Below are 23,408 nucleotides of genomic sequence, written 5' to 3' on the forward strand. Positions count from 1 at the left end.
AAATAAAAAGAGACACCGATTCAAAATAATCTGTGTCTCTAATGTGTTTTCAATTATAGTTGAGAAGGATACACACCAAGCTGTTGGAACATGTCCAGAGTATTGAAAACAACCCGGTTCATTTTAATCTTTCCTTGCTCTAGTTCAAATAGGGAAATACCTTGGATCTCAGCAAATTTATTCGTTGGCGGTAATCCCATTAATGAAGCCGTGTTATTTCCGCTTCCTTTCCAAGAAAGATAAACGACATCTCCTTCTTCCGCCAGATGCAAGGTTTCGAATGTCAAGTCAGGAAAACCGTCCTGGAAGACACTCATATACTTTCGGAACGACTCCATTCCTTCAGAAGCAGGGCTGTTGTTTGAATAAAAGGTAAATTGTGGCGATACAAACTCAGCTGTGTGGTCGTAATTCCTTTCGTTTAACACTTCGTCATGGAAACGTTGAACAATTTCTTTTTTGGACATAGTATCTCCCCTTTCATTTTATGATATATGCACAAAAGTACATTTTATGAAAAATAGGGAGCCCATTTTAAAAAAAGTAAACAACCCGTGGTCAGTCTCCGCACACTAAGAAAAAATAACACTCCTATATTATTTTTCTCAACAGCCGATTTCGGCTAAAATAGAGAAAGATAATCAGAGAACGGAGCGCGCCGCCATGATTGTTCCACTGGACATAACGCATATACCGAAAATCCTTCAGGCCCAAAAAGAGCTTTATAGCATGAACTTCAGGAACATGGTGTTCAACAAGGAGTTCTACGACATGATCCTCTCTTGGTACCATGTAGCATTGGAAAACGAAGAATGGAAGGCCTTTGTTCTCCTCGTAAATGAAGAAGTTTCCGGGTTCTACCTGGCCCAGTACAAGGAAGGATCAGGCTACCTGTCGCAGATGTTCGTTTCCGGAAAGCTTCGGGGGCAGGGGTACGGCAAACACCTCCTCGACCATTTCGAGCAGGGAATGATGGAACCCGGCTATTATATCCTCCAGGCGAGCGGCATGAATGAATCTGCCGTCGCCTTCTACGAACGGAACGGTTACCAAATCCTTAGGCCTTATGAGGATGAAAACGGCGATCCTAGGTATTTAATGATTAAGTACAACTTTTAAGGGAAATCACTCTTTTCCATTTGGAAGGGGGGATTTTTTATGGCCGTATAGATGCTTTGTTAAACAAATTAGTCAACTTACATATTCATATACAGCTCATAAATCTCATCCGATTTCCGGGTTGTTAAATCTGTTAACGATACCCCATTTTGCAAAAGTGCGGTGATGATGATTAGGCCGTAATAGTAGCCGGATTTCACAGGTAAATGTCCGCCTTCATTCGCCATGAAGTATTTTTCAACAAGTGGTTGTGTTAAGGCTTGATCAAAGTCTTTCAAGATTTCATTTTCAATTTTATTAAAATTGGTTTTTAGTATTCGGTAATTTTCTTCGGAAACCATCAGTGCTTTTCCAAAATTGGCGTCGGTAAGTTCAGTTTGATTTACAATCAAAGGGGTTATTGTCGCGAGGCCTTCGGCGATTGCTAACTGTTTTACTGTTAGGCGTTCAGAACTCTGGGCTAAATTTAGTTTGTGAAACCGTACGAGATGATTGAATTCGTGTGGGATTAGTATATTCATATCCGAATTGGGAAGCCTCTCTAGGCCCAAATACAAAGATGGTTTTGAAGTAGGCGGCGCGGTTCCGTCAATATGGCCAAAACCCACGAGTAAAAAAACATCAAAATCCTCCTCGAATTTGAAAAACTCAGCACATCGCAATAAGGCTTCTTTGATTTTTGAGACAGGTTGCAAAGCCAGTCCCTTTTCCGCCTTTAACAGGAGTGAATCGAAATCAAGGGAATTGATTACAGGCTTTAACGCATCTAAATCAGCCATATAAATTGTCCGGAAAATGGCGTCGAAAACCTCCTGGTACTCCTCATAATAGTTGAACCACGCCTTGTACCTTTTTTCATCAGACTGAAAGCTAATTACTTCCTTAAACCGGTCCAAACCAATGTGAATATTCAAGAGCCATCCCCCTAAATGAATCATCGTATTGTAAATATTTAACATCGAGCAGTGAAAATCCTTCAATAAGGGTAAAATGGACAGGCGTAAAAAAATCTTTTATCCTTGAATTAACAAATTCAGAAAGGGGGAAGACTTGAATGGCCACTGAAATCAAATCAAAAATGAACATACATAAGCCAGCCAGTGAAGTATATGAAGCGTTTGTCGATCCTGAAAAAATGGCGAATTATTGGTTCTCATCCGGTACTGCGAGAGTCGAACAAGGAAAGACCATAACATGGAGGTACGATGAATACAACGCAGAAGGGGACATCAAAGTCCTTGAAACTGAAGAAAACCGGAAAATCGTCTTTTCCTGGGGCGGAGCAGGGGAAGAAACGCTTGTGACCATCCTCCTGGAACAGCAGGTATCAGGAAACACCATTGTCGAAGTGACTGAGTCCGGCTTTAAGGAAGACGACCCTCACCTGATCAGCAAATTGCTGGGCCAACAGCAAGGCTGGATTTACATGCTAACCTGTTTAAAGGCCTATCTTGAAAACGGAATTAAGACTCTGCGCGCCTCCCTGGTGCATTAAGTAGTATAACTTAAAAGGTAGTGAAATGGATTGAACAAACCTGTGAAGTTAAGGGAACTTATCGATGAAATGGACGTTCAGTTTGACGATGAGCAAGTTTTACTGAATAAGCGGACAGGAGAAATTGTAAGGTTGTCTGCGGACGACATCCGGCTAGCTGAAGAGGAAGACCTTGATGATGATTTACTCGATTGGCAAATCGAAGACCGTGAAACTGCGATTGAAATTTTGGATGACGAAGATAACTACATCCCACTCCCCAGCCAATATGATATTCACGAATACAGCATCATGGAAAGGTTTTGCTATTCGCTCGATGACAAGCGTAAACAGGACGCTTTGCTAAGGGCCATTAGCGGAAAGGGAGCATTCCGGAGATTCAAGGACAAAATTTTTGATTTAGGAGTCCGTGATGACTGGTTTGCTTACCGCGACAACGAACTGAAACAATTCGCCATTGAATGGTGTAAAGACCATGGTATAGAATTCATAGACGATGTTGAGGGCGGCCGCTAAAATTGGCTGCTCTTTCTTTTTAAGTTAAACAATGAATGCTGGGAGGAATTTGGTCTGCCAAGCTGAATATGTATAAAGAAGTAATCGGGAATAATTATTTTTTTGCTGGAGGATGAAGATGGTCAGTGAAGTTGTATCCGGTTTGATGGGAATCCTTTTTTACCGTGGGCCTGTGCTTAATTTTTCGGAGGAAGAGCGCAGTGAATTTGAAAAAATGTACTTGAGTGCCGCTACGGAAAATGCCGAAATCACCTACACTAGCAAGTACCCAAAACACCGTTTCATCCAGTACATCGCGGCAACAAAGCCAGTCATTCTTCACGGTTCGAATAACCGGGAAATCGGCGAATTTGAAGCTAGAAGGCAAACGTTGTACAACGGACAATTCGTCAATGCGGTATTCGGCACGAAGGATGGAATCTGGCCTTTGTTTTATGCCGTCCTTGATAAAAACAAGGTCAAAGGCGGGATCCGCAACGCCTGTTTGAAAGTGGAGGGCGGCCGCCCCCATTACTTTTACTCATTGAACAAGGAAACTCGCGATGCAAGTCCATGGACAAGCGGGATGATATACTTCCTACCCGGTGAAACCTTCCAGCGCGCCGGCAACGGGCTTGTTTCATTTGACGAGTGGGTAAGCAAAACCCCCGTGAAGCCGATTGCGAAAATTAGCGTCGAACCAGCTGACTTTTATTTTCTCGACAAGGTTTCCTGCCACAAAGACACGGAATCCATCGTTAAATCCTGGCTGCTCTATAAGTTCAGGGTAAAGCGAACAATTGGGCAAACAATCCATAAAATGACCAGTTGAAAGAGGTGTGGGAAAAATGGGATACAATGTTCAAACACTCATCTGGTTATTTCCAATCATGTTTGTCCTTCATGATCTTGAAGAGATTATTATGATTGAAAAGTGGATGAAAACAAACTCAATGGTTCTTTACAGAAAATTGCCAAAAAGTATTGCTGATAGAATCATTAAGCAATTTTCAATGTCCACAGCACAATTCGCGGTAGCCGTATTCGTTATCTTTGTATTTGTCAGTGGTTCTACCGTTATGGCAAACCAGTATATAATTCAAGGGTTGTTCGGTAATATTTACATTTTTACAATTATCACACTGACTTTCTTTCTGCATGCCTTCACTCATCTTGGCCAGTCACTCATCCTTCGTTCCATTACGCCTGGCGCAATAACATCCCTAATTGTCATCATTCCGTACAGTGTTGTTTTGTATCGTTCTTTATTAGTAAATGATGTAATAACCTGGGAAGTTATATTCGTAAGTTTACCCTTGTGTTTATTGGTGGTACCTGTTGCTTTGCTTGCGCATTGGATTGGGAAAAAGGTTGGGTAAAATGAAAAAAGATTTTATGTGTGCAGAGAGAGGACGAAAAATTATATTGCGTCCAGCCTAAACAATAGGGAAAGGTTAGATATGTGGAAACACTTTTAATTATTTCTTATTAAGTAAATGAGATACCGGTATAGAATCTTAAAAACTGGCAATTTGCCTGAAGATGGCGGTGGTAAATCGTATGGCGTATAGTTGGGATACTTGTTCCCCTGAGATAAAAGAATTTGTTTTCATTCTCACAAATAAGACCAAAGAAATAATTGAAGATAATTTCGTTGGTTTTTACTTACATGGTTCGCTGTCAATGGGAGGCTTCAATCCCCATTGCAGTGACATTGATATTTTAGTCGTCACTGATAGATCAATAGATATGGAAGCAAAAAGACGGTTGGCAGAACTATTTTTAACTCATTCAAACAACCCCTTTCAAGTTGAAGTAAGTTTTTTAAATAGAGAACAACTAAGGGATTTCGAGCATCCATGTCCTTTTGATTTCCATTTCAGTGAATATTGGAGAACCCGGTATGAGGAGGATTTGTCATTAGGGACATACATCCATTTAAATGCGGAAGTGAAAAAAGATCCTGATTTAGCGGCACACATCACGATAATCAACCAACGGGGAATATGTATTGAAGGAAGCCCTATTATGGACGTTTTTCCATCAATTCCTGAATCCTTCTACACATCCTCCATACTGGGAGATTTTAATGATTGTTTGGAAAATATTTTTGAGAACCCTGTTTATTGCACGTTAAATATGATTCGAGTTTATTGGTATCTTAGTGAAGGGATGATCTCCTCAAAGCAAGAAGCAGGAACCTGGGGATTAACTACACTGCCTAAAGAAATGAACCAAACACTCCAGAAGGTGATACATAATTACTCTCATGAGTCTGAAGCTTATATGTTTGAGAGGAATGAATTTGTAGTAATAAGAAGTTATTTTTCTGATAAAGTACAAAGGTTATGGAGTAAAAAGCATTTAATTGATGAAGGATGGAGAGATGAGACGAATCATGCAGAATAGGGAGAGAGCTTTTGCCGCCATTATAAAGGACGGGTGCATCTTAATGGTTCACGAAAGCAATGGCTGCAAAGATTTTTGGACTTTGCCGGGGGGCGGGCTAGAAAATGATGAAACATTTGATGAAGCAGTCGTTCGCGAGGTAAGGGAAGAAGTTAATTTAGAAGTGAAAGTGGTAAAACACTTGTTCACAGGTACATATGAATATGGCGTGGAAAAATGCTTTTTGGCTGAATTGATTAATCCGAATTCTGTCCCAACACTAGGTTTGGACCCGGAATTCCCAGCAGACCAGCAAAATTTAACAGAAGTAAAATGGCAGCCGATTAAGAAAATGGTGGATGATATACAAGTTTCAGAGGTTATAAAAGTATTGGGGATAAAGGTTTGATAAAATCAATTTCTTTAACTGTTTTGGATTCAGTCCAAACATCAGGGGATTAAATTGTTTGGCGCCATGAGTTGATTAATTCGGGAAAAGGCCCAACTAGTACCAAAAATACATCGCTAGGTGGTAATGATTATGGACGAGTATTTTCTTGTAAAAGAGGTAATTGACGAATGGGACCCAATCGGGTTGCTTGGAATGGGGTGTCCAGATGACGAATATGATCCCGAAATAAATGATATTGTAAAACGGTTAAGCAATATTACATCTGTTGATGAATTAGCACAGGAAATTCAAGAGGTTTTTCTAAAGTGGTTTGGCGAGAATTTATCAACGGGTGAATGTTTTTTAGCTGCTCAAAAGATATTGGAAAGAATGCCTTAAAATAACGTAGACGACTGTTCAATAAATGCTTTGAGGGTAAGAATCGATGGTTTCTGACGACGCCCATAGCAAGGATTCCAAAGATAGGGAGGCGAATAAATAATACTGGAGTTATTGTAGTTTATGAAAATTAAGGAGAGAAATTAATGAAATTAGGCACTCCGATAGCAATAGGAAATACTGCAAAAATCTTTCTCCATAATAACAGGATTTACAAGGTATTTAATGACTACTTGCCCGAAACGGAATCCTTTTTTGAATCTGAAAAGCAAAAATATGCTTATTCGTGTGGACTTCCTGTACCAAAAATAATAGATGTTACGAAAATAGATGGTAAACAAGCTATTATTATGGAGTTTATTAAGGGCCGATCAATAGGTAATATTCTTTCCGAAAACATGGACCAAGCAGAATACTATATGAATATTTCTGTTGAAATACAGCAAGTAATTCATAAGGTTGAGGCTTATTCAATTGAACATATGGCTGAAAAATTAAGCCGGCAGATTGAATCAGCTTATAATTTGGATAATAGGCATAAGTCAGCTTTAATCCGAAGATTAAATAGTATGACATTCAAGAGTAGGCTCTGTCATGGAGATTATCATCCTTATAATTTAATTATGTCAGATAACAACGTAACAATAATTGATTGGGTGGATTCCAGTGCAGGCGATATACGTGCTGACGTTTACCGGACATATCTTTTACTTTCTCATGTTTCAAATGAATTAGCAGAGATGTATTTGCGCCTTTATTGTGAGAAAAGTGGTCTGGAAAAAGCTGAAGTGTTGCAATGGGCTCCAATATTAGCGGCGGCGAGGCTATCGGAAAGTGTTCCTTCTGAGGATTCAAAACGTCTTTTAGACATAATAAATCAATCGTGTCCAATATAAATGAAATTGACTAAGTACATAGACAATAAATTATTAAAAAATTCACCGAAAAGTTAGTAGAAATTGTTTTTTTGAAAGGCGGGCTTTATTTGTATATCCCGAAACACTTTAAAGTTTCAGATGCAGAAGAAATTTGGAGTTTCGTCAAAACCCACTCTTTTGGGACACTTGTATCAACAGAGCAAGGGAAACCAATAGCCACTCATTTGCCTTTTGGTTTAAAGAAATTGGGTGATGATTACTATCTTACTGGGCATATGGCTTATGGAAACCCTCAGTGGCGAACGCTGGAAACCATTGGAGATGTCCTTGTTATGTTTCAGGGACCGCATGCCTATGTTTCCTCCTCCTGGTATTCGCACGAAAATGTACCGACTTGGAACTACCAGGCTATCCACATGTACGGCAAAGCAAGTATTTTAGAAAAAGAAGAGCTTGTAGAGGAATTAACGGCCATGCTGGAAAAATACGAACACCACCGTGAAAATCCAGTGCTATGGGATAAGCTTTCCTCTGAACTTTTAGAAAAACAATTAAAAGGGATTGTTGGATTTAAGATTAAAGTGGAGGACATCCAGGCTTCATATAAACTAAGCCAGAATCGGAATGAAAGGGATTATTCAAACATTATTGAAAAATTGAAGAATGAAGGAAATTCAAATGCAATTCAAATTGCGGAACAGATGGAAAAACTAAAATAACAATTCGACATACGGAAGGGTTCAAGATTATGGGTTTCATTTTAGGACAGGAAAAAAAGTAAGCAGATTAAACGATTTATTCGTACTTCCAGAATACAGACACACAAAGGTAGCAACAAATTTATTTTTGATTATAAAAGAATGGGCCAGGGAAAATCAAACGACTTGGTTACAGTGGAATTCAAGTCCAAATTCAATTGGTTTTTACAAGAAATTAGGACTTAATCCGATTGAAGTAAATCAGAATTATCCACCCTTTGAGGTGGAATTTTAAAATGGATTATTCAACAAGGTTATTCGGATTTATGTTGGGCTGGACTTATTCTAAAATCGGCTAATGCAGCAAATTAGCGAACGAGAGTTCTTTAAGGCATATTCAATTGACCATGTAAATATGAATAGAGGAAAAGGAGTATTTCTGGGAGGTTATTGAATGAACGGGGATGAAACAGCCTTACATGCTGATACCGGTGTTACATCCGGATTGTTTGTTGAGCGCTCTTTAAATGAAATTCGTTTTTGGGCTAGGATCATGAAAGAACATTCCTTATTTCTTCGTTTGGGTTTTAGAGCAGAAGATACTCAACTAATACAAGAGGCTAATCAATTTTATCGCTTGTTTGAACGCATCGAACAAACTGCACATTCCCTTAATAATCAAACAGACCCCGAACAAATAAGAAGATTTAATTCAGAGGTACAACAAGCTGCAACTAATATTTTCGTATTTAAACGGAAAGTATTAGGACTAATTCTCACATGCAAATTGCCAGGGGCAAATAATTTCCCACTATTAGTTGACCATACAAGCAGGGAAGCAAATTATTTTAGAAAACGATTAATTGAATTAAATGAAGGAAAACTACAAGCGCTCCCAGATGCCATTATTAAAGAGAATGTCTTCTTCTTAAGGATTATGGCAGACCATGCCAAATTTATTGGCCATCTCCTTGATCCTTCAGAAAGGAAACTAGTTGACTTGGCACGGAATTTCAGCAATGATTTTGATCAATTGCTTTATCAAGCAAGGGACTTAGATTCTATGAGACCACAATCTCAAACAGTTCCACTTTTAGATCAATTCCTTGATCAAAATCGGGTTTCGGTCGTATCTCTTAGGAGCTTCAAGAAAACAGCTCGTGATTTAATTGAGCAATGTAAAATAAAGAGCATTATTCATCCTCTATTAGCAGACCACGTTTTCCGGGAAGCCGATAGGTTCCTAGAAATTATTGATATGTTTGACGCACATCTTACAGGCGGTAAGCAATAACATAGATAACAGCTGAAAAACATTTATATACGGGTGCTTTAGTCCAAGGAAGGATTAAGGCACCTTTTTGTTGAATCCTTATTGGCAACAGGGCAGAAACTGAGAAAATGGAAGATATTTCTTTCTTTTTTGTGGGAGGTTAGTTTACCAATAAGGGGGATAAGAGTGTGAATTCTACTATTAAAATAATACTCAAAGAATACTTTTCACCGAAGAGAATATATACAGGATAGGAACCTAGATATTTACTTTGGTGAAGGGGGAATTTCAATGAGTAATTTAGTAAATGATAAACTGAGTGAAACCAGAACGAACTTAGTTCATGAGATTACTTTATTAAGTTATACTCAATTTAATGATCGGCTTGATATGGATAAGTGGAGTATCGCACAAATTTGCCATCACTTGGTTTTAGTTGAACAGGCAACAATTAAGGCTATTGCATGGGGATTAAAACAGGTCGATAATACTAAACCAGAACGTCAAAACGTTCATCTTATCTTGGATCGAACGAAAAAGTTTAAAGCTCCCGAAATTGTTGAACCAGCTTCAGAACCATTTGAAGTTCAGTCAATGTTTGACTTATTAAACGATTCGAGAGGAAAATTACTGGCTTTCCTTAGTACTATAGAGGATAAATCGCTATTGGGAGAAAAATCATTTAAGCATCCTGCCTTAGGTGAATTACCGCTTGACCAATGGATTGAACAGATCTATTTGCATGAACAACGACACATAGAACAAATAAAAGAAATGAAAATACTTCTAGATATAACGAACTAAACTTTTGATTAATATTGAGTAATATTCGAAGCATTCGATGCGACATTGCAACGAGTGCTTTTTTCTTTTCCCGGAACTTTCGTGAATTCCCGGAGAATCCGTTGCCAAGAAGCTAAGTGTTGTGAGGTTTCCAAAAATATGGTTTATTAAGCCATTAATTGTGCCCTTTTACCCATATATAAATACCTAAAATGGTATATAATGATCTAAATGGTGATATTTTACCATGCTAAAAGAACTAATTGAATTTTCTGTATATTTTTTTTACGAGGATTAAAATGGGTTCGTTATAAAGGGGTAAGAAGATGCCGCAACAAAAAGTTCAATTTCTAAGTATGGTTATCATTGTCATGCTTTTTTTCTTGTTTGTTCCTACTGTATTAGCAGGGACTAACCTACTATTTTTGGACAATAATAAGAATGGAATAGATGATTATTGGGAAAAGAAATATGGGCTGGATCTAACCAACAAGCTGACTGCTTCCGAAGATCCGGATAAAGACGGGTTAACTAATTTGGTCGAATACAAGTTGAACCTTAATCCGAAATCAAGTGATACTGATAAAAATGGAGTTCCAGATGGGTTTGAGGATTATGACAATGATGGGCTATACAATCTTGCAGAGGTAAAATTGGGGTTTAATCCGAAAGTACCGGATATTGATAAAACCAAAATAATAAATGTAGTAGATATGGCTGATAAAAATATGGCCAAAAATGAATCTAGTATGACAGACCAACTACATAACGCTTTAAAGCTAGGAGCGGGTAAAGTTATCGTTTTGCCATCTGGTAGCTCATTTAAAATCAGCGGCTTGGTAGTACCCGACAATACCACTATAGTTGGGTATGGATCAAAACTATACAACGATAAAAAACACCAAACGCTTTTGACAATTGGCAATGGGGTAAAGATATATGGGATTGAACTCCAGGGTGCGGGCAATAAAAAAGCAGATGCAAAGGGAGTTGGAATAAAGATTCGGGGGACAGATGCAGCTAACTATGTCCAAAATATTGTTATAGAAGATTGCATAATCCATGATGTTGGGTTTTATGGTATTATGGCAGAATTTGCAGATGCGGTAACTATTTCAAATACAGTTATCCGTGATGTTGGTTTTGCTGGCGTAGGCGGATTGTCAGTCCGTAATATGCATATTAACAAGAGCCATATAAAATCAATCAAACCGGGAAACAAAGGAAATGCATATGGAGTCTTTTATTCGCGAAAGGGTGCTGAGAGCAACGTAAAGGCACACCCGAGGAGCACAAATAGTTCGGTGACGAACAGCATCATTGAGGATATTCCGTTATGGGAGGCCCTTGACACTCATGGCGGAGAAAATATTACGTTTAACAATAATACGATCCGAAATACAAAGGTTGGAATTGCATTTGTAAACGCAACAGGAAAAGGTGGGAAGGAGCTTTTTGGTTCCCAAAAGTGTACGGCAAAAGGCAATCGAATTGAAGGAATCGGTAAGGGATATGGGATCGTTGTTGCTGGAACGCCATCTGAAAATAGTAGAGGCTGTACCATTGAAGGAAACCATTTAATAGAGGCGGGCCAGCAGGGAAACAGTATCTCTGGTGCAATCCAGGCTTCCTATACGAGAGATTTGGTTATAAAAAATAATACATTGGTAAATTCCTACGCAAATGGCATCCATCTTTATACTTATAATCAGCAGTTTACAGTAACAGGGAACAGAGTGGAGGATGTACAGGATTCTTCGTATAAAGTGCCTTCTGCGATTGCCTTTCGTTCAGGCAATAATAGCGGTACGATTACTGGAAATAGTCTTATCAAAAAAAATGCAAAATTAAATCGCTACGTATCTATTCGTGGAATCAATATAACGACCAAAACAAATATGAAACTTGTTTTAGGCAAGAATACAAATAACTATGTTCTTCCTATAGCAGGAGGAACAGGTAGCCATGTAAAGTATATTTTAAAATAAACCTTTATTATCATTATGCATTAAACTATAAAGTATATTTAAAAATATAAAAAGAGCGGGCCTAAATCCCGCTCTTTGTCTATCAAACTATTATCGAACTGTTTTCAGTGCGCCGCTCCAAGATACAACTTCATCAAGCATGGCGTTGACGTTTGTAAGGTGAAGCTCCTGTGGCTTGAACTCTGATCCATTTTCAAAATCAGTGAACAGGGACAGAGTTGGATGCGTGCGGACATCGGCGATTTTCAGTTCGCCGCAAATGCCGCGCAAATGTTCTGCAGCACGTGCTCCGCCAGTTGATCCGTAGCTAACGATTCCTGCTGCCTTGTTGTACCAAGCTTCACGCGCGAAATCGAGAGCATTTTTTAATGCGCCTGAAATGCTGTGGTTGTATTCTTGAACGATGAACACGAATCCGTCAAGGTTTGCAAGCTTTTCGTTCCATGCCGCGATTCCTGGCTCTGTTCCATCAGTTGTTCCTAGGAATGGTAGGTTGAAGTCTGCGATATCCACGATTTCATAGTTTGCGTCGCCGCGCTTGTCAGCGATTGATTTCACCCATTCGCCTACCTGTGGGCTTACACGGCCTTGACGTGTGCTTCCCAAAATAATTCCGATGTTCAATTTTTCTGCTGCCATTGTAGTTTCCTCCTTTGATATACCAAACAATTTAGTGAAAAAACCCATTTTCTGCACCGCCTTAATAATGTCTAGTTGTAGCTTCTAGTTGCTTTCCTTACTTGTTTCCCTTCGGACAATCGGAGCGACCTGCGTTGCTAGCAGTTCGATACCCTCAGCGACCTTTTTGAATGGCAAACCGCCAATATCAATCTGCGCCAAAAAGCGGGTATGGCCAAACAATTCGTACTGATAAAGAATCTTTTCCACTATCTGCTGCGGACTGCCGACGAACAACGCCGTATCCGGGCCAGCCATGCGATCGAAGTCCGCCCGTGAAATAGTGCCGCCCATCCCACGCTGGCGATTTACATAGGACCAGTAATTGGAGTAATAAGGATAATATTCATCCATTGCTTGCTGGGTCGTTTTTGCAATGTACCCATGGCCCGTGATTCCAACGTTTAGTTGCTCGGCAGGGTGCCCGGCTTCGATACCGGTTTTCCGGTATAGGTCAACAAGCGGTTTAAACCGTTCCGGCATTCCTCCAAGGATGGCAATCGCCATGCCCACTCCAAGCCTGCCGGCGCGTGCAGCGCTCTCAGGCGAACCGCCTACGCCAACCCAGATAGGGATTTCCTTTTGAACGGGACGGGGAGCAATTTCCATATTCCTCAATGGAGGGCGGAATTGGCCGTTCCACGTAATGCGTTCGTTCTTATTCAGCTTTAAGAATAGCTCGATATGTTCGGTGAATAGGGCGTCATAATCATCCGTGTCATATCCGAACAAAGGGAAGGATTCAATAAACGCACCCCTGCCCGCAATGATTTCCGCGCGGCCATCGGAAACAAGATCGAGTGTTGCGAAATCCTCGAACAGCCGCACCGGGTCGACCGTGCTCAAAACAGTCGTTGCGCTTGTCAGCTTGATCTTACTCGTGGTTTGGGCAATCGCAGCTAGCACAACGGGAATGGAAGAAACAGCATAGTCAAGGCGGTGGTGCTCACCGACCCCGAATAAATCAAGTCCCGCTTCCTCCGCTAGTTTTGCGGCTTCGATAATGTCCTTAATTCTTTGCCGGGCGCTAATGGTACTACCGCTAAAAGGCTCGGGTCCGATGTCGCCCAAAGTATAAAGGCCAATTTCCATCATAGTTGTTTTCTTCCCTCCGTTAGAACTGCTTTAAATCAAACCACGAGGATAATCCGGTTTCCGGATGGATCCTCGGTCGCGAAACTGCCAGCTTCTTCAGTGACATCCGCTCCAATTGCCTTCAAATTCGCCACAACGGCGGCCCTTGATTCCTCGTTAGGAAGAACCAGCGTATAGGACTCGAGCCCGGGGCTGTTTTTATCCGGCCTCGGAGCTCCGACGCCATTCCATGTGTTCAATCCAATATGGTGGTGGTATTTAGCTGTCGAAATAAAGAGCGCCTGGCTTCCGAAACGGTTTACAACCTCGAACCCAAGCCCCTTTGTGTAAAATTGCTCCACTTTAGGAAGCTCGGCTACATGCAAATGGATATGCCCCATCACGGTTTCAGAAGGGAGGCCTTCCCATTTTTGAATGCCGCCGGAAAGAAGGCCGGCGAAGTCCAGTGGGTCAACAGTCATGGCGACTTCATCACCAGACCAGGTCCATTCGGAAGGGTCGCGGTCGATATAAATCTCAATACCGTTTCCATCCGGATCAGATAAATAAAGAGCCTCACTGACAAGATGATCGGATGAACCAATCCGCTGGCCAATTTTCATAAAATGCCCAACGATGCTTGCCAGGTCGGAGCGATTCGGCAGCAACAGGGCAAAATGGTAAAGCCCGGTCGTCCCAGCTTGCTTCGGCCTGACAGCTTCCGGCTGCTCTATCGTTAAAAGAACGGTCTTCCCATCAGCGGTAAGGCTTGCTTTTCGTTCAGACTGATTCAAAACTTTAAAGCCGATAACCTCTTTATAAAAAGAAATGGAACGTTCCAAATCCTGCACTTTCAAATTTACCTGCCCAACGAATGTTGCCGGTTCACGGTGAAAATTCATGTTTGACACCTCCTTGTTTGTTTTATTAGTAAGTTACTTTATGTAAGTAATTATATTTTTAAAATTTAATTACGTCAAGTATACTTAATTGTATAAAGTAATTTAATTTTTTTTTAAAACGGGTATAATGGAGATTAAAGGAGCTGATCAAGTTGGATAAATCTATTTGCCCCAAATTCGAAAAAGCCATGGGCCTGCTGAGCCAGCGATGGACAGGATTGATCATTTACCAGCTCCTGTCGGGGCCGCAGCGCTTTTGCACCATTGAATCTTCCATCGGCGTCAGCGGGAGAGTCCTCTCCGAAAGGCTGAAGGATTTAGAGAATGAAGGAATCGTCAACCGCCAGGTCTATCCAGAAACCCCTGTCCGCATCGAATACTCGCTGACCGAAAAGGGTAAAGCATTGGAACCTTTGATGAAAGACATCGAACGCTGGTCTGACAACTGGCTGAAAACAGAATAACCACAAATTCATTTAAAAAAGGATACATACGGGAGCGGCAGCTTGCCCCAGTTTGTATCCTATTTGTTTTTTAAAGTATGCCCCGGTTTATTCTCTACTATTTAAAACCTGAATCCAGATAAATTCTTTCGGTTATGAGTGATACCTTTTCAGGATTTGGCCCTGCGTCACTTAACAGAACTTTAAACAAGCCATCGTTGGCAATAAAAAAGTACATTCGCGGGAATGTACTTAAAAGGTTAGATTTTTGCCTGAAGGTATTTAACAGCGTTATGGAGGCTTGCAAACGTAGAAATACCGCTCGCCTTGATGCCGAGGCTGATCATCGTCTGGGCGATTTCCGGGCGGATGCCGGTCAAAATGGACTGGATGCCAATTAATTTCAGTGCATCAATGACTTTAAATATATGGTTAGCAACCATCGTATCAATTATCGGAACGCCGGATAAGTCAATGATCATGTGGCTTAACCCAAGGTCCGCCCCTTGTTTCAAGGCCTTTTCCATCAGTTCCTGAGACCGCTTCGTATCGATATCCCCAATTAACGGGAGGATTCCAATTTGTTCGGTTATTCTGACAATCGGTATGGACAGCTCTATCGAAGTCAGCTCGGCTGCCGTGATCCGGGCGGCATATGTATTTGAATACGATACGCTGAGCCAATGTACCGCACGGTCAACAACGGAATCGAAGCGTGATATAATTTCATAAAACTCAGGAATCGACAAGTCTGCCTTCAAGGATTCCTTCTTAAGAATCTCGCCAATTGAATTCCGGTAAAACCGAACCTCCTCAATCGCCAAATCCAACGGAAGGTCGAGGTTGACTAGAAGGTTGACCCCCTCGGATCCCCAAGCCTGCAAATGCCGATACGTCTTTTCCAAGCTATCAAAAATGGAACGGGCAAATATAGCAATCAAGTTTTCCCGCCATTCCTTTAACGATTCATCCACTTTATTTGAATATGTATTCAAATCTGCATCAAACCGTTCGCGGGCGAGAATTTCCTTCTGGCTTATTATGTGTTCGGCCATTTCCTGTAGGCAAATTTCTATCGTAGACCTCAAACTTTCAACCACCTTTCAGTTTCTTTTAATCTAAAAATAGTATACAAGCTGAATATCAGAATGGACATAAGAACTTTTGTAATTTTATGTCAAATAACTGTGGTTATTCTTTGGGAAAATCCTTTGGCAAAACGGAAAATGTATGCTTCATTCAAAAGGTTTTGGTAAATATTAGTGTTTCCATAAACTTGAAGGGATACCTATAATAGATAATGAATATAATACTGAAGTGTTTCTTTTCTGAAATGAAAACAAATTTCCGGGTTGGGGGAAGCGGTTTTATGCGGACAAAGAGAGTAACATTCTTGTTGATCAGCAGTTTAATAGGCTTGGGTGGATGTTCAAGCCAGGTGGAAGTGGTTAAAAAAGCGGAGCCAACAGCGGTCAAAGCAGCGGACACAACGGAACCACAAAAGGCGGAAGAGCCTGCAAGGAAACCCGTGGAAAAACCAGCCGCAGCCGTCGTTTATATAAAAGATCCAAAAGTAAGCAATGCCATCTATGCTTTTATTCCAAAGGACATGGGCTATGGCACGGATAACGAGCGATATAAAAAGGAACTTGAAAAATGGGCGAGGGATCTGGCAGTAGGGAAAGATGGGCAACCCGGCTATGACCAGCGCGGCTCGCTCGACAGAATGGACGCAAACGGGAATATCATTAAAGGGGAACCGCGTGTCATTCTTGAAGAGGCAGAATTGGTGGAAAAGGTCCTGCAAGTTTCCGAAAAAGGCGGGGATGTTGTTCTGCCTGTCTATACAACTGAAAACACTTACGAGCCTGCGGATGCGGTACATTTAACCGAGGAACTGGTAGCTTCGTATACAACCAAATTTGATAGCAAAGTTGCCGGCCGGGCGAAAAACATCGAGCTGTCCGCTCAGGCAATCAACAACGTGCTTGTCGGGGTGGGGGATATCTTTTCTTTTAATACAATGGTCGGTCCTAGCGACGAGGCGCATGGCTACCAGCCCGCCAAGGAAATCGTCAACAAGAAACTGGTCATGGGGATAGGCGGAGGCATTTGCCAAACATCCTCGACCCTCTTTAACGCGGTCGATCAGTTGGGAGTCGAATACGTGGAGAAGCACAACCATTCACTAAGCGTAGGATATGTTCCGGCTGGAAGGGATGCGACCGTCTCATACGGGGGACCCGACTTCCGTTTTAAAAATACAAGCGGCGCCCCGTTCATCATCAAGGCGATTTACGGAAAGGGCACGCTTACCGTAGAAATCCGAACTGCCAGCAAATTTAAGGGGATTATAAAGAAACGGGTGTGACTTCATTTGAAAACCGTTTTCCTATTCGGATCGGGTGCGGTTTTCTAATACAATAACTTAACTAACTCGCCAATTAGCAGTCCCATTCGCAACTGAATAGGACTGCTTCTTTTTATTGTTCAAAGATTTTTAGTGGTAAATTTGCACTATAATTCGGATCCCTTTCAGCACGATGACAAAAGTTATTGTCATCGTAGGAATTCATATGCTAATTGATAAGCGAATTAATGTTCTCGAAAATTTAGGCGGTCTTCAGATAATTATGTTAAAGCCAAAAGAGAGCTTATCGAACAATCGGGGCAGGTTCAATAAGTATTGTGAAAAATACCAATTTGTAAAAATAATAAAAAGCTAAATGGGGGGCTACAATGAAAATGTTTTTGTTATCAGTTATTGGTGTTCTATCCCTGCTATTAGGTGGATGCTTTGCCTATCAACAATCAACAAATGAAACAGAGTCCACCCAAAAAGTAATGGATGTAAGAGAAGTAGCCTGGAATTCACTTTCTAATAATGAAAGAGAAGAAGTAATAGGAGGTTGGAAGGACGCTGAGGTTAATACAATAATCGTGGACGACCGTAGATTCGGATTAAATGACGCTACCTATATTGGAAAAGAAGTTACGATGGTTACTTTCCGTTCGAAGAAGAGTGAGGTATTGGGAAATATAAGCAAACTTGTAGATGAGAATACTCAAAAAGTTATCGGAGGAGCTTATCGAGAATGAGTTGGCCCCTCTTATTGAACCAGGCAGGATAGTTTAAGAAAAGTTCACTTTCATAAGAAGGTAAAATCCTTATGAAATGGTAAAATTGAGAAAAACAACTGGGGGACAAAATGGATAAAAAACTGGTATCACCAGGTATACTAAAACCGTTATTTTTCCTATCTTTAATTATGTTTCTTCTCGTAGGTTGCAGTGACGAAAACCCTTATGAAGTTGTTAAATCGGAAAGTAAAATTACAGAACTGAATGACCAATTACAATTAGAATGGCAATACAATATTAGCAATAATAGTGATGAAGATTATTACATTACATTGATTTTTCCATCCTACATTCAAACAGCTCTTGTTACCAAAATTGAAATAGTAAGATTGCCTGCAAATTCCTCTACTTCTGGTGTAGTAGTTGTAAGTGCTAAAAAGTCAGGAGCCGAAATGTCGGAAGAAACTATTGAGTCAATAAAGAATGGCAAACTTCCGTTTGTAGAACAAATTTTAATAGGAAAAAAAATAAGTTTAAAACCTGAATATCATAATTGAAAATGAGGGTTTAATACACATTTTATCCGACTTTTATTGTGCTAACGGGGCAGTTTAAAGAGAAGGATTTTAATGCGTATTGAAGAAACGGCGAGTGGAAGAGGAATTTCACTAATTATTGCTGAATATTCTATCTAACAAATATCGTATTGGTTTAGGAGGTTTGATAATGTTCGATAAACGGAAAATGACAGAAGCATTAAAAAAAGCGTCGGAGGAAGACCTAAATATGTCTAAGGATGAAATAAACTATTTAGTAAACTTATTAGAGGCTACGGATAAGTTAAAACAAAATTGGAATAGTGAAAAGTTTATGGAAGAGTTTGAAGAACAATACCAAATGCTTGAAATTGATTTTAAAAAGGAAATGATTGAAAAAGCCGTAATAATTTACACCAAGCTAATAAAGCAGATGAAGATAAAAAGTGAAGTTCGTTTTATTTCTTTAAAGATGAAATCGTACGAATACCCCTTCCCGCCTTTGGTAACCATTGCAACTGAAAATGAGGAATTAAAGTTGGAAACTGAATTTATTGAGCGTAAAGAATTGCATTATGAGTTCGATGCCATTTCGGCAGAATGCAACCTTAACTATAAGGAACAAGTTGACGTAGTTATGGAAACTTATCAAAAAATCTTATCTGAGTTTAATCAATATGATTGGCATAGCATTGGTAGAATATCCGATGATTTTGAAATTAGATTCATAAAACCTTATTAAATTAAAATTTTTAAAAGGTAAGCGAATTCTTTTTAAGCTAATGGATGCGTTGATGAGATAGGATAAACGCACCAATTTTTTGTTGGCTTCTTATTGAAGTAACAGGGCAGAATAGTTGAATACCAAGATGTTGTAAAGTAAAGGAATACTGGGTGTATTCAATTCCAATACTACAAGTCCGCATAACGTTTTCCTTATTGCAATAATCAGTGGGCTTATCCAATAAGGATTAAACCCACTTTTTCTTACGCGATCGGAATCTGGATTAAGGTTCTGTGTACCTTGAGACCTACGTGCAATTTCCACGTAAAATGCTATAGAGGCCTCTCTGATAGAAAGGATACATATCATTCAGCTCCATAATATGAGTTTGAATTGGGACACCATACATTAAAGCAAGTAATTGAACGACAACGTCAGTGTATCTGGAGGAGTGGATGGACGGTATCTCCGAGAGATAGTAGGTAAATACCTCTTGCAAGTTAAGGGGCTTGACCTTTTGCTCGAATGCTTTTGCATTAAATAAGTAATATTCATAAGATGAAAGCTCAATGTCGGCAGGTTTCTCGGTGAGCTTACTATAATAATGGATGAGGGAAACCATGATTTTTTTGCCAGGTACAAAATCTTCGCAAATCGACTGAAAAACGTGATACAAACCTTCCTCTCCCGAATAACGTTTGCAGTGGGTGTCAAAGCTTCTGTCATAAAGCCATTTTCGTACAAAATAATCCAGTACTTGTTCCTTGTAATGGAAGTAGTTAAAAAACGTCACTTTGGTCGTATTGACGTTCGTACACAATTCATCAACGGTAATATCATTTAGATTTTTATATTCCAGAAGTCTTAGCATTTCTTCAAGTATCGATACTTTCAAAAGTGCCGCCTTTTTTTCCCTAACCCCAAAATGTTCCACGAATAGATTCCTTCTTTCTCCGTTTTTTTATCCAGGACACACAGCTTAAGATGAAAATTATGATGGCCAGACTATAAAAAAGTGAAGTAGCCATGCTCTTCGTAATCGTAAAGGCATTTCCCGCATATACAATACCTCTGGGAACCGCCGATTGATAGGTAAGCATTACCAAAATCAAGATATTTTCCAGGTAATCACAGATCATGGCAATCAAAGGGAGGGACAATACAATTTTTGAAAAAGAGGAATGGATGGTTAGAGCTGATTTCCCGGTCAACTTATGGGAAAAGCGGATAAGCAAACCGAACAAACACAATCCGGCCAGGCAGTTGAGCAACGGAAAGAAAAAATCCAGCGGTAATTGCACATGCGTATACACGTTATACCCTTCCTCAGACAACCGGGTTAGAAATTTAACCGCATACGTAAAACTATAGCCCAACGGCTTTACATCAAAAATCATTAAGCCGCCAGCTTCCTTAACAATCATAGGGATCGAATGTGTCTGCATGACCAGGTAAATGGTTTGTGAGCTAATTAAAAACATTAGCCACATCTTAATAGTTACACCTTCAAGTTTACGGATCAAGGAAGTTCCTCCTCAAGATATTTTTACCCAAGTAAATTAATTAACTGGAGTTAATTAAATTTTATGATGATGTTAGTTCCCTGTCACCATATTCTGTTCGGCAAATACCGACAGAACTGACATTACTATTTGATGTATCCGAAGAGGATTTCCTGAATAAATATAAAAGGGTGCAATAATCCAGATAGGCTTATTGCCCTTTTTGTTGCAGCCCTTGTTCAAATAAATGGTCAGCATTTCTCCATTAAACCAAGTTTGAGAAGGAATGTACTTAAACATAGCGGGTGAGTTGATCCAAGAAGGATTAACCGCCTTTTTTTGTTGAATTCCTTATTCAAACGGGGGAGGTTCAGTGGAGTAAGAAATTCAGATACAAACAGTAAAATGGTTTTGTGTAAAATAAACTTGACATTATGTATGGAATTTATTACACTTTGTATATATTACTTTACTTAAAGGGGGGAGATTAATGACTTATCAAGAGAAAAAAAGCATCGTTTCATTGGTTAGTGTAATAGTTATTTTTGGTTCTTTTTGCTTTTACATGTATCCGCAATTTCCTAAAAATGGACTAGAATCACTTGAAACCTTTCGTTTTTGGGGGTCTTTTGTCTTTAGCTTAATTTTGGTTTCAATTATTGCCAACATTATAATCAATATCGTTTTTAACATTGCGTTTAGAATTACGACAGGAGAAAAGGAACCAACATTTGAGGATGAACTGGATAACATCATTAATTTAAGAGCAACAAGAAATTCATTTTTTGTTTTTATCCTAGGGTTTCTTCTTGCAATGGGTTCTCTCATCATCTTTCAGCCGTCACAAATAATGTTTATTATTCTAATCATTTCAGGATTTATGTCCGATGTGACAGGCTCTATTACAAGACTTTATCATTATAGGAAAGGAGTCTAATATGGGTAAAAATCTTGTCGGCAACCACATTAGAAAATTAAGATTTAACCATCATGAAATGACCCAGCAGCAATTAGCTGACAAGGTAGGCGTAACAAGGCAAACTATTGTTGCTCTTGAGAAGGGTAAATATTCCCCGTCTTTAGAACTGGCTTTTCGCATTGCACGCTCCTTTGACTTACCTTTGGAAGAAGTATTTTTTTATGGAGATAACTTAGAACAGTAGGAACTAGACAGTTCGTGGATTGAACTTATATATTCTGTCTTGAACCTATTGTGTTCAGATTAAAATGTGTAACCGTAAAGCCACCTACGGAACAGGTAAACAAGGTCAAAATCATTTTGTAAAGTATGACTATGACTTTGCGAAAGTAATGTTTTTAATGAATCTGCACTTACCTCCCATTTCTAGATGAAGTTATCAACAAGATATCAAGTAGACACCCTGTAAGGCGGGTTCAATTTTATTATTAAGGCTTAAAGATATCTTACAATTTGATAATTATTAGGAGGTTAAAAAATTGAAAGCAGCAGTTTTTAAATCTTATGGTTCCCCTGAAGTAATGGAGATTAGAGATGTTGATAAGCCGTTCATCAAAGATGAAGATAGGGTATTAATTAAAGTGGTCTCCGCCTCAGTAAATCAATATGACAATCTATTTCGAAAAGGTTACTTTCCTACCAGATTAGAGAATGGTCTTACAAAGCCAAAAACACAAATTTTGGGAATAGACGTTGCAGGTTCCGTTGAAGCCGTAGGAAAAAATGTACAAAAATTTAAGGTTGGCGATAAGGTTTTTGGAAGTTGTGTCGGCTCCCATGCTGAATATGTCTGCCCAAGACAAAATGGTATAACCTTTATGCCAAACAACTCAACCTTTGAAGAGGCAGCTGCAATACCATGTGCCGGACAGACTGCCCTACAAGCATTGCGAGATATAGGGAAGATAAAACCAGGCGATAAGGTTTTAATCTATGGTGCGTCTGGCGGAGTGGGGCACTTTGCTGTTCAGCTTGCTGTGTATTTTGGAGCTGAAGTAACCGCAGTTTGCAGTACCTCGAATATTGAGTGGGTTAAAAATCTAGGTGCTCATCATGTAATTGATTATACCCAAGAAGACTTCGCTCACAACGGAAAAAAATATGATGTAATACTGGATGCTGTCGGAAAGAGGACCTTTTTCAGTTGTTTGCGTTCTCTAACCGAAAAAGGTATTTATATAACAGAACACCCACTCTACCCCAAGTATCATCCAATTCAATTGATGATAGGCTCTATCATAGGTAGTAAGAAGGCTAAGATCCATCTTGCAAAACCTAATGACAGTGACTTGGACCTATTAAGAGTGATTATGGAAAAAGAAAAATTAAGACCTATAATTGAAAAGTGCTTTCCCTTAAATGAAATTGTAGAGGCTCATAGGCACGTTGAAAGTGGACGGACAAAGGGGAAGGTTGTTCTCAAAATAGAGTGAAATTATTCCAATCTGGATTAACTTTTGATAAAAATTCTCATGAATAAAACAGATAAATAATAAAGAACCAATTTAAGAACTGGTGCAAGAGGTGAAGATTCATTGAGCTTCAGCTCTTTTTGTTTTTGTAAAAAAGGAGCAGTATTCCT

At 39.6% G+C, this 23,408-nt stretch carries 29 protein-coding genes and 1 pseudogene; 22 read left to right on the forward strand and 8 right to left on the reverse strand.

Annotation, left to right across the window (positions count from 1 at the left end; translation table 11 throughout):
• Positions 1 to 53: 53 nt before the first annotated feature.
• Positions 54 to 467: an ester cyclase gene (locus RB160_RS17720; RefSeq protein ID WP_316571757.1), complete on the reverse strand. Its 414-nt coding sequence runs from the start codon at positions 465 to 467 to the stop codon at positions 54 to 56.
• 196 nt (positions 468 to 663) lie between these two features.
• Between RB160_RS17720 and RB160_RS17725 the strand changes: the two genes are divergently transcribed.
• The gene (locus RB160_RS17725; RefSeq protein WP_316571758.1) at positions 664 to 1,119 is read left to right on the forward strand and encodes a GNAT family N-acetyltransferase; all 456 of its coding nucleotides are present in this window, start codon (positions 664 to 666) and stop codon (positions 1,117 to 1,119) included.
• Positions 1,120 to 1,196: 77 nt separating this feature from the next.
• On the opposite strand, the gene RB160_RS17730 is transcribed toward RB160_RS17725, so the two are convergent.
• Positions 1,197 to 2,033 (reverse strand): DUF2268 domain-containing putative Zn-dependent protease, encoded by an 837-nt coding sequence (locus tag RB160_RS17730; protein ID WP_316571759.1) that lies wholly within the window; start codon positions 2,031 to 2,033, stop codon positions 1,197 to 1,199.
• 140 nt (positions 2,034 to 2,173) lie between these two features.
• On the opposite strand from RB160_RS17730, the gene RB160_RS17735 reads away from it, so the two are divergent.
• The 13 genes and pseudogenes from RB160_RS17735 to RB160_RS17790 all read left to right on the forward strand — a co-directional run bounded on the left by RB160_RS17735 (position 2,174) and on the right by RB160_RS17790 (position 11,907).
• Positions 2,174 to 2,614: an SRPBCC family protein gene (locus RB160_RS17735; RefSeq protein WP_316571760.1), complete on the forward strand. Its 441-nt coding sequence runs from the start codon at positions 2,174 to 2,176 to the stop codon at positions 2,612 to 2,614.
• A 30-nt stretch (positions 2,615 to 2,644) separates the two neighbouring features.
• The gene (locus tag RB160_RS17740; protein ID WP_316571761.1) at positions 2,645 to 3,130 is read left to right on the forward strand and encodes a UPF0158 family protein; all 486 of its coding nucleotides are present in this window, start codon (positions 2,645 to 2,647) and stop codon (positions 3,128 to 3,130) included.
• Positions 3,131 to 3,248: 118 nt separating this feature from the next.
• Positions 3,249 to 3,941, forward strand: a complete 693-nt coding sequence (locus tag RB160_RS17745) for a hypothetical protein (RefSeq protein WP_316571762.1) — start codon at positions 3,249 to 3,251, stop codon at positions 3,939 to 3,941.
• Between the two features lie 16 nt (positions 3,942 to 3,957).
• Positions 3,958 to 4,488: an HXXEE domain-containing protein gene (locus RB160_RS17750; protein WP_316571763.1), complete on the forward strand. Its 531-nt coding sequence runs from the start codon at positions 3,958 to 3,960 to the stop codon at positions 4,486 to 4,488.
• Between the two features lie 181 nt (positions 4,489 to 4,669).
• On the forward strand, positions 4,670 to 5,518 hold the full coding sequence (locus tag RB160_RS17755) for an aminoglycoside adenylyltransferase domain-containing protein (protein ID WP_316571764.1): 849 nt from the start codon (positions 4,670 to 4,672) through the stop codon (positions 5,516 to 5,518).
• Complete coding sequence (locus RB160_RS17760; RefSeq protein ID WP_316571765.1) at positions 5,496 to 5,906, forward strand: NUDIX domain-containing protein; 411 nt, start codon at positions 5,496 to 5,498, stop codon at positions 5,904 to 5,906. The genes RB160_RS17755 and RB160_RS17760 overlap by 23 nt, the downstream gene beginning before the upstream one ends.
• A 132-nt stretch (positions 5,907 to 6,038) precedes the next feature.
• The gene (locus RB160_RS17765; protein ID WP_316571766.1) at positions 6,039 to 6,287 is read left to right on the forward strand and encodes a DUF1871 family protein; all 249 of its coding nucleotides are present in this window, start codon (positions 6,039 to 6,041) and stop codon (positions 6,285 to 6,287) included.
• 146 nt (positions 6,288 to 6,433) lie between these two features.
• Positions 6,434 to 7,183, forward strand: a complete 750-nt coding sequence (locus tag RB160_RS17770) for a phosphotransferase family protein (RefSeq protein ID WP_316571767.1) — start codon at positions 6,434 to 6,436, stop codon at positions 7,181 to 7,183.
• A gap of 89 nt (positions 7,184 to 7,272) precedes the next feature.
• Complete coding sequence (locus tag RB160_RS17775) at positions 7,273 to 7,884, forward strand: FMN-binding negative transcriptional regulator (protein ID WP_316571768.1); 612 nt, start codon at positions 7,273 to 7,275, stop codon at positions 7,882 to 7,884.
• Positions 7,885 to 7,939: 55 nt separating this feature from the next.
• Positions 7,940 to 8,158, forward strand: a pseudogene (locus tag RB160_RS24055) (GNAT family N-acetyltransferase); the annotation flags it as partial.
• A 159-nt stretch (positions 8,159 to 8,317) separates the two neighbouring features.
• Positions 8,318 to 9,157 carry a DUF2935 domain-containing protein gene (locus tag RB160_RS17780; protein ID WP_316571769.1) on the forward strand — a complete coding sequence of 280 codons (840 nt, stop codon included), beginning with the start codon at positions 8,318 to 8,320 and terminating at the stop codon, positions 9,155 to 9,157.
• Positions 9,158 to 9,427: 270 nt separating this feature from the next.
• A complete protein-coding gene (locus RB160_RS17785; protein WP_316571770.1) occupies positions 9,428 to 9,940 on the forward strand; it encodes a DinB family protein in 513 nt (170 codons plus the stop codon).
• 305 nt (positions 9,941 to 10,245) lie between these two features.
• Positions 10,246 to 11,907 (forward strand): right-handed parallel beta-helix repeat-containing protein, encoded by a 1,662-nt coding sequence (locus tag RB160_RS17790; protein ID WP_316571771.1) that lies wholly within the window; start codon positions 10,246 to 10,248, stop codon positions 11,905 to 11,907.
• Positions 11,908 to 11,997: 90 nt separating this feature from the next.
• On the opposite strand, the gene RB160_RS17795 is transcribed toward RB160_RS17790, so the two are convergent.
• The 3 genes from RB160_RS17795 to RB160_RS17805 are packed head-to-tail and all read right to left on the reverse strand — an operon-like array spanning position 11,998 to position 14,561.
• The gene (locus RB160_RS17795; protein ID WP_316571772.1) at positions 11,998 to 12,594 is read right to left on the reverse strand and encodes an NADPH-dependent FMN reductase; all 597 of its coding nucleotides are present in this window, start codon (positions 12,592 to 12,594) and stop codon (positions 11,998 to 12,000) included.
• 36 nt (positions 12,595 to 12,630) lie between these two features.
• Positions 12,631 to 13,677: an LLM class flavin-dependent oxidoreductase gene (locus RB160_RS17800; RefSeq protein WP_316571822.1), complete on the reverse strand. Its 1,047-nt coding sequence runs from the start codon at positions 13,675 to 13,677 to the stop codon at positions 12,631 to 12,633.
• Between the two features lie 38 nt (positions 13,678 to 13,715).
• Positions 13,716 to 14,561 (reverse strand): VOC family protein, encoded by an 846-nt coding sequence (locus tag RB160_RS17805; RefSeq protein ID WP_316571773.1) that lies wholly within the window; start codon positions 14,559 to 14,561, stop codon positions 13,716 to 13,718.
• A 152-nt stretch (positions 14,562 to 14,713) separates the two neighbouring features.
• On the opposite strand from RB160_RS17805, the gene RB160_RS17810 reads away from it, so the two are divergent.
• Positions 14,714 to 15,025: a winged helix-turn-helix transcriptional regulator gene (locus tag RB160_RS17810; protein ID WP_316571774.1), complete on the forward strand. Its 312-nt coding sequence runs from the start codon at positions 14,714 to 14,716 to the stop codon at positions 15,023 to 15,025.
• A 239-nt stretch (positions 15,026 to 15,264) separates the two neighbouring features.
• Here RB160_RS17810 and RB160_RS17815 read toward each other — a convergent pair whose 3' ends face one another.
• Positions 15,265 to 16,092 (reverse strand): STAS domain-containing protein, encoded by an 828-nt coding sequence (locus tag RB160_RS17815; protein WP_316571775.1) that lies wholly within the window; start codon positions 16,090 to 16,092, stop codon positions 15,265 to 15,267.
• A gap of 281 nt (positions 16,093 to 16,373) precedes the next feature.
• Between RB160_RS17815 and RB160_RS17820 the strand changes: the two genes are divergently transcribed.
• The 4 genes from RB160_RS17820 to RB160_RS17835 all read left to right on the forward strand — a co-directional run bounded on the left by RB160_RS17820 (position 16,374) and on the right by RB160_RS17835 (position 19,363).
• Positions 16,374 to 17,375 (forward strand): VanW family protein, encoded by a 1,002-nt coding sequence (locus RB160_RS17820; RefSeq protein ID WP_316571776.1) that lies wholly within the window; start codon positions 16,374 to 16,376, stop codon positions 17,373 to 17,375.
• Between the two features lie 368 nt (positions 17,376 to 17,743).
• Positions 17,744 to 18,103 carry a hypothetical protein gene (locus RB160_RS17825; RefSeq protein ID WP_316571777.1) on the forward strand — a complete coding sequence of 120 codons (360 nt, stop codon included), beginning with the start codon at positions 17,744 to 17,746 and terminating at the stop codon, positions 18,101 to 18,103.
• 110 nt (positions 18,104 to 18,213) lie between these two features.
• A complete protein-coding gene (locus RB160_RS17830) occupies positions 18,214 to 18,642 on the forward strand; it encodes a hypothetical protein (protein ID WP_316571778.1) in 429 nt (142 codons plus the stop codon).
• 169 nt (positions 18,643 to 18,811) lie between these two features.
• Positions 18,812 to 19,363, forward strand: a complete 552-nt coding sequence (locus RB160_RS17835) for a hypothetical protein (RefSeq protein ID WP_316571779.1) — start codon at positions 18,812 to 18,814, stop codon at positions 19,361 to 19,363.
• A 289-nt stretch (positions 19,364 to 19,652) separates the two neighbouring features.
• On the opposite strand, the gene RB160_RS17840 is transcribed toward RB160_RS17835, so the two are convergent.
• Positions 19,653 to 20,279: a TetR/AcrR family transcriptional regulator gene (locus tag RB160_RS17840; protein ID WP_316571780.1), complete on the reverse strand. Its 627-nt coding sequence runs from the start codon at positions 20,277 to 20,279 to the stop codon at positions 19,653 to 19,655.
• Positions 20,260 to 20,868, reverse strand: a complete 609-nt coding sequence (locus tag RB160_RS17845) for a hypothetical protein (RefSeq protein ID WP_316571781.1) — start codon at positions 20,866 to 20,868, stop codon at positions 20,260 to 20,262. Before RB160_RS17845 ends, RB160_RS17840 begins: the two co-directional genes overlap by 20 nt.
• A 469-nt stretch (positions 20,869 to 21,337) precedes the next feature.
• Between RB160_RS17845 and RB160_RS17850 the strand changes: the two genes are divergently transcribed.
• The 3 genes from RB160_RS17850 to RB160_RS17860 all read left to right on the forward strand — a co-directional run bounded on the left by RB160_RS17850 (position 21,338) and on the right by RB160_RS17860 (position 23,259).
• Entirely contained in the window at positions 21,338 to 21,784 is a 447-nt protein-coding gene (locus tag RB160_RS17850; RefSeq protein WP_316571782.1) for a hypothetical protein, read from the forward strand.
• A 1-nt stretch (position 21,785) separates the two neighbouring features.
• On the forward strand, positions 21,786 to 22,010 hold the full coding sequence (locus RB160_RS17855) for a helix-turn-helix transcriptional regulator (protein ID WP_316571783.1): 225 nt from the start codon (positions 21,786 to 21,788) through the stop codon (positions 22,008 to 22,010).
• 295 nt (positions 22,011 to 22,305) lie between these two features.
• Positions 22,306 to 23,259, forward strand: coding sequence for an NAD(P)-dependent alcohol dehydrogenase (locus tag RB160_RS17860; protein WP_316571784.1), 954 nt, complete (start codon positions 22,306 to 22,308; stop codon positions 23,257 to 23,259).
• The last annotated feature ends 149 nt before the right edge of the window (positions 23,260 to 23,408 follow it).

This window comes from Neobacillus sp. YIM B06451, assembly GCF_032667185.1.
Lineage (GTDB): Bacteria > Bacillota > Bacilli > Bacillales > Cytobacillaceae > Bacillus_D.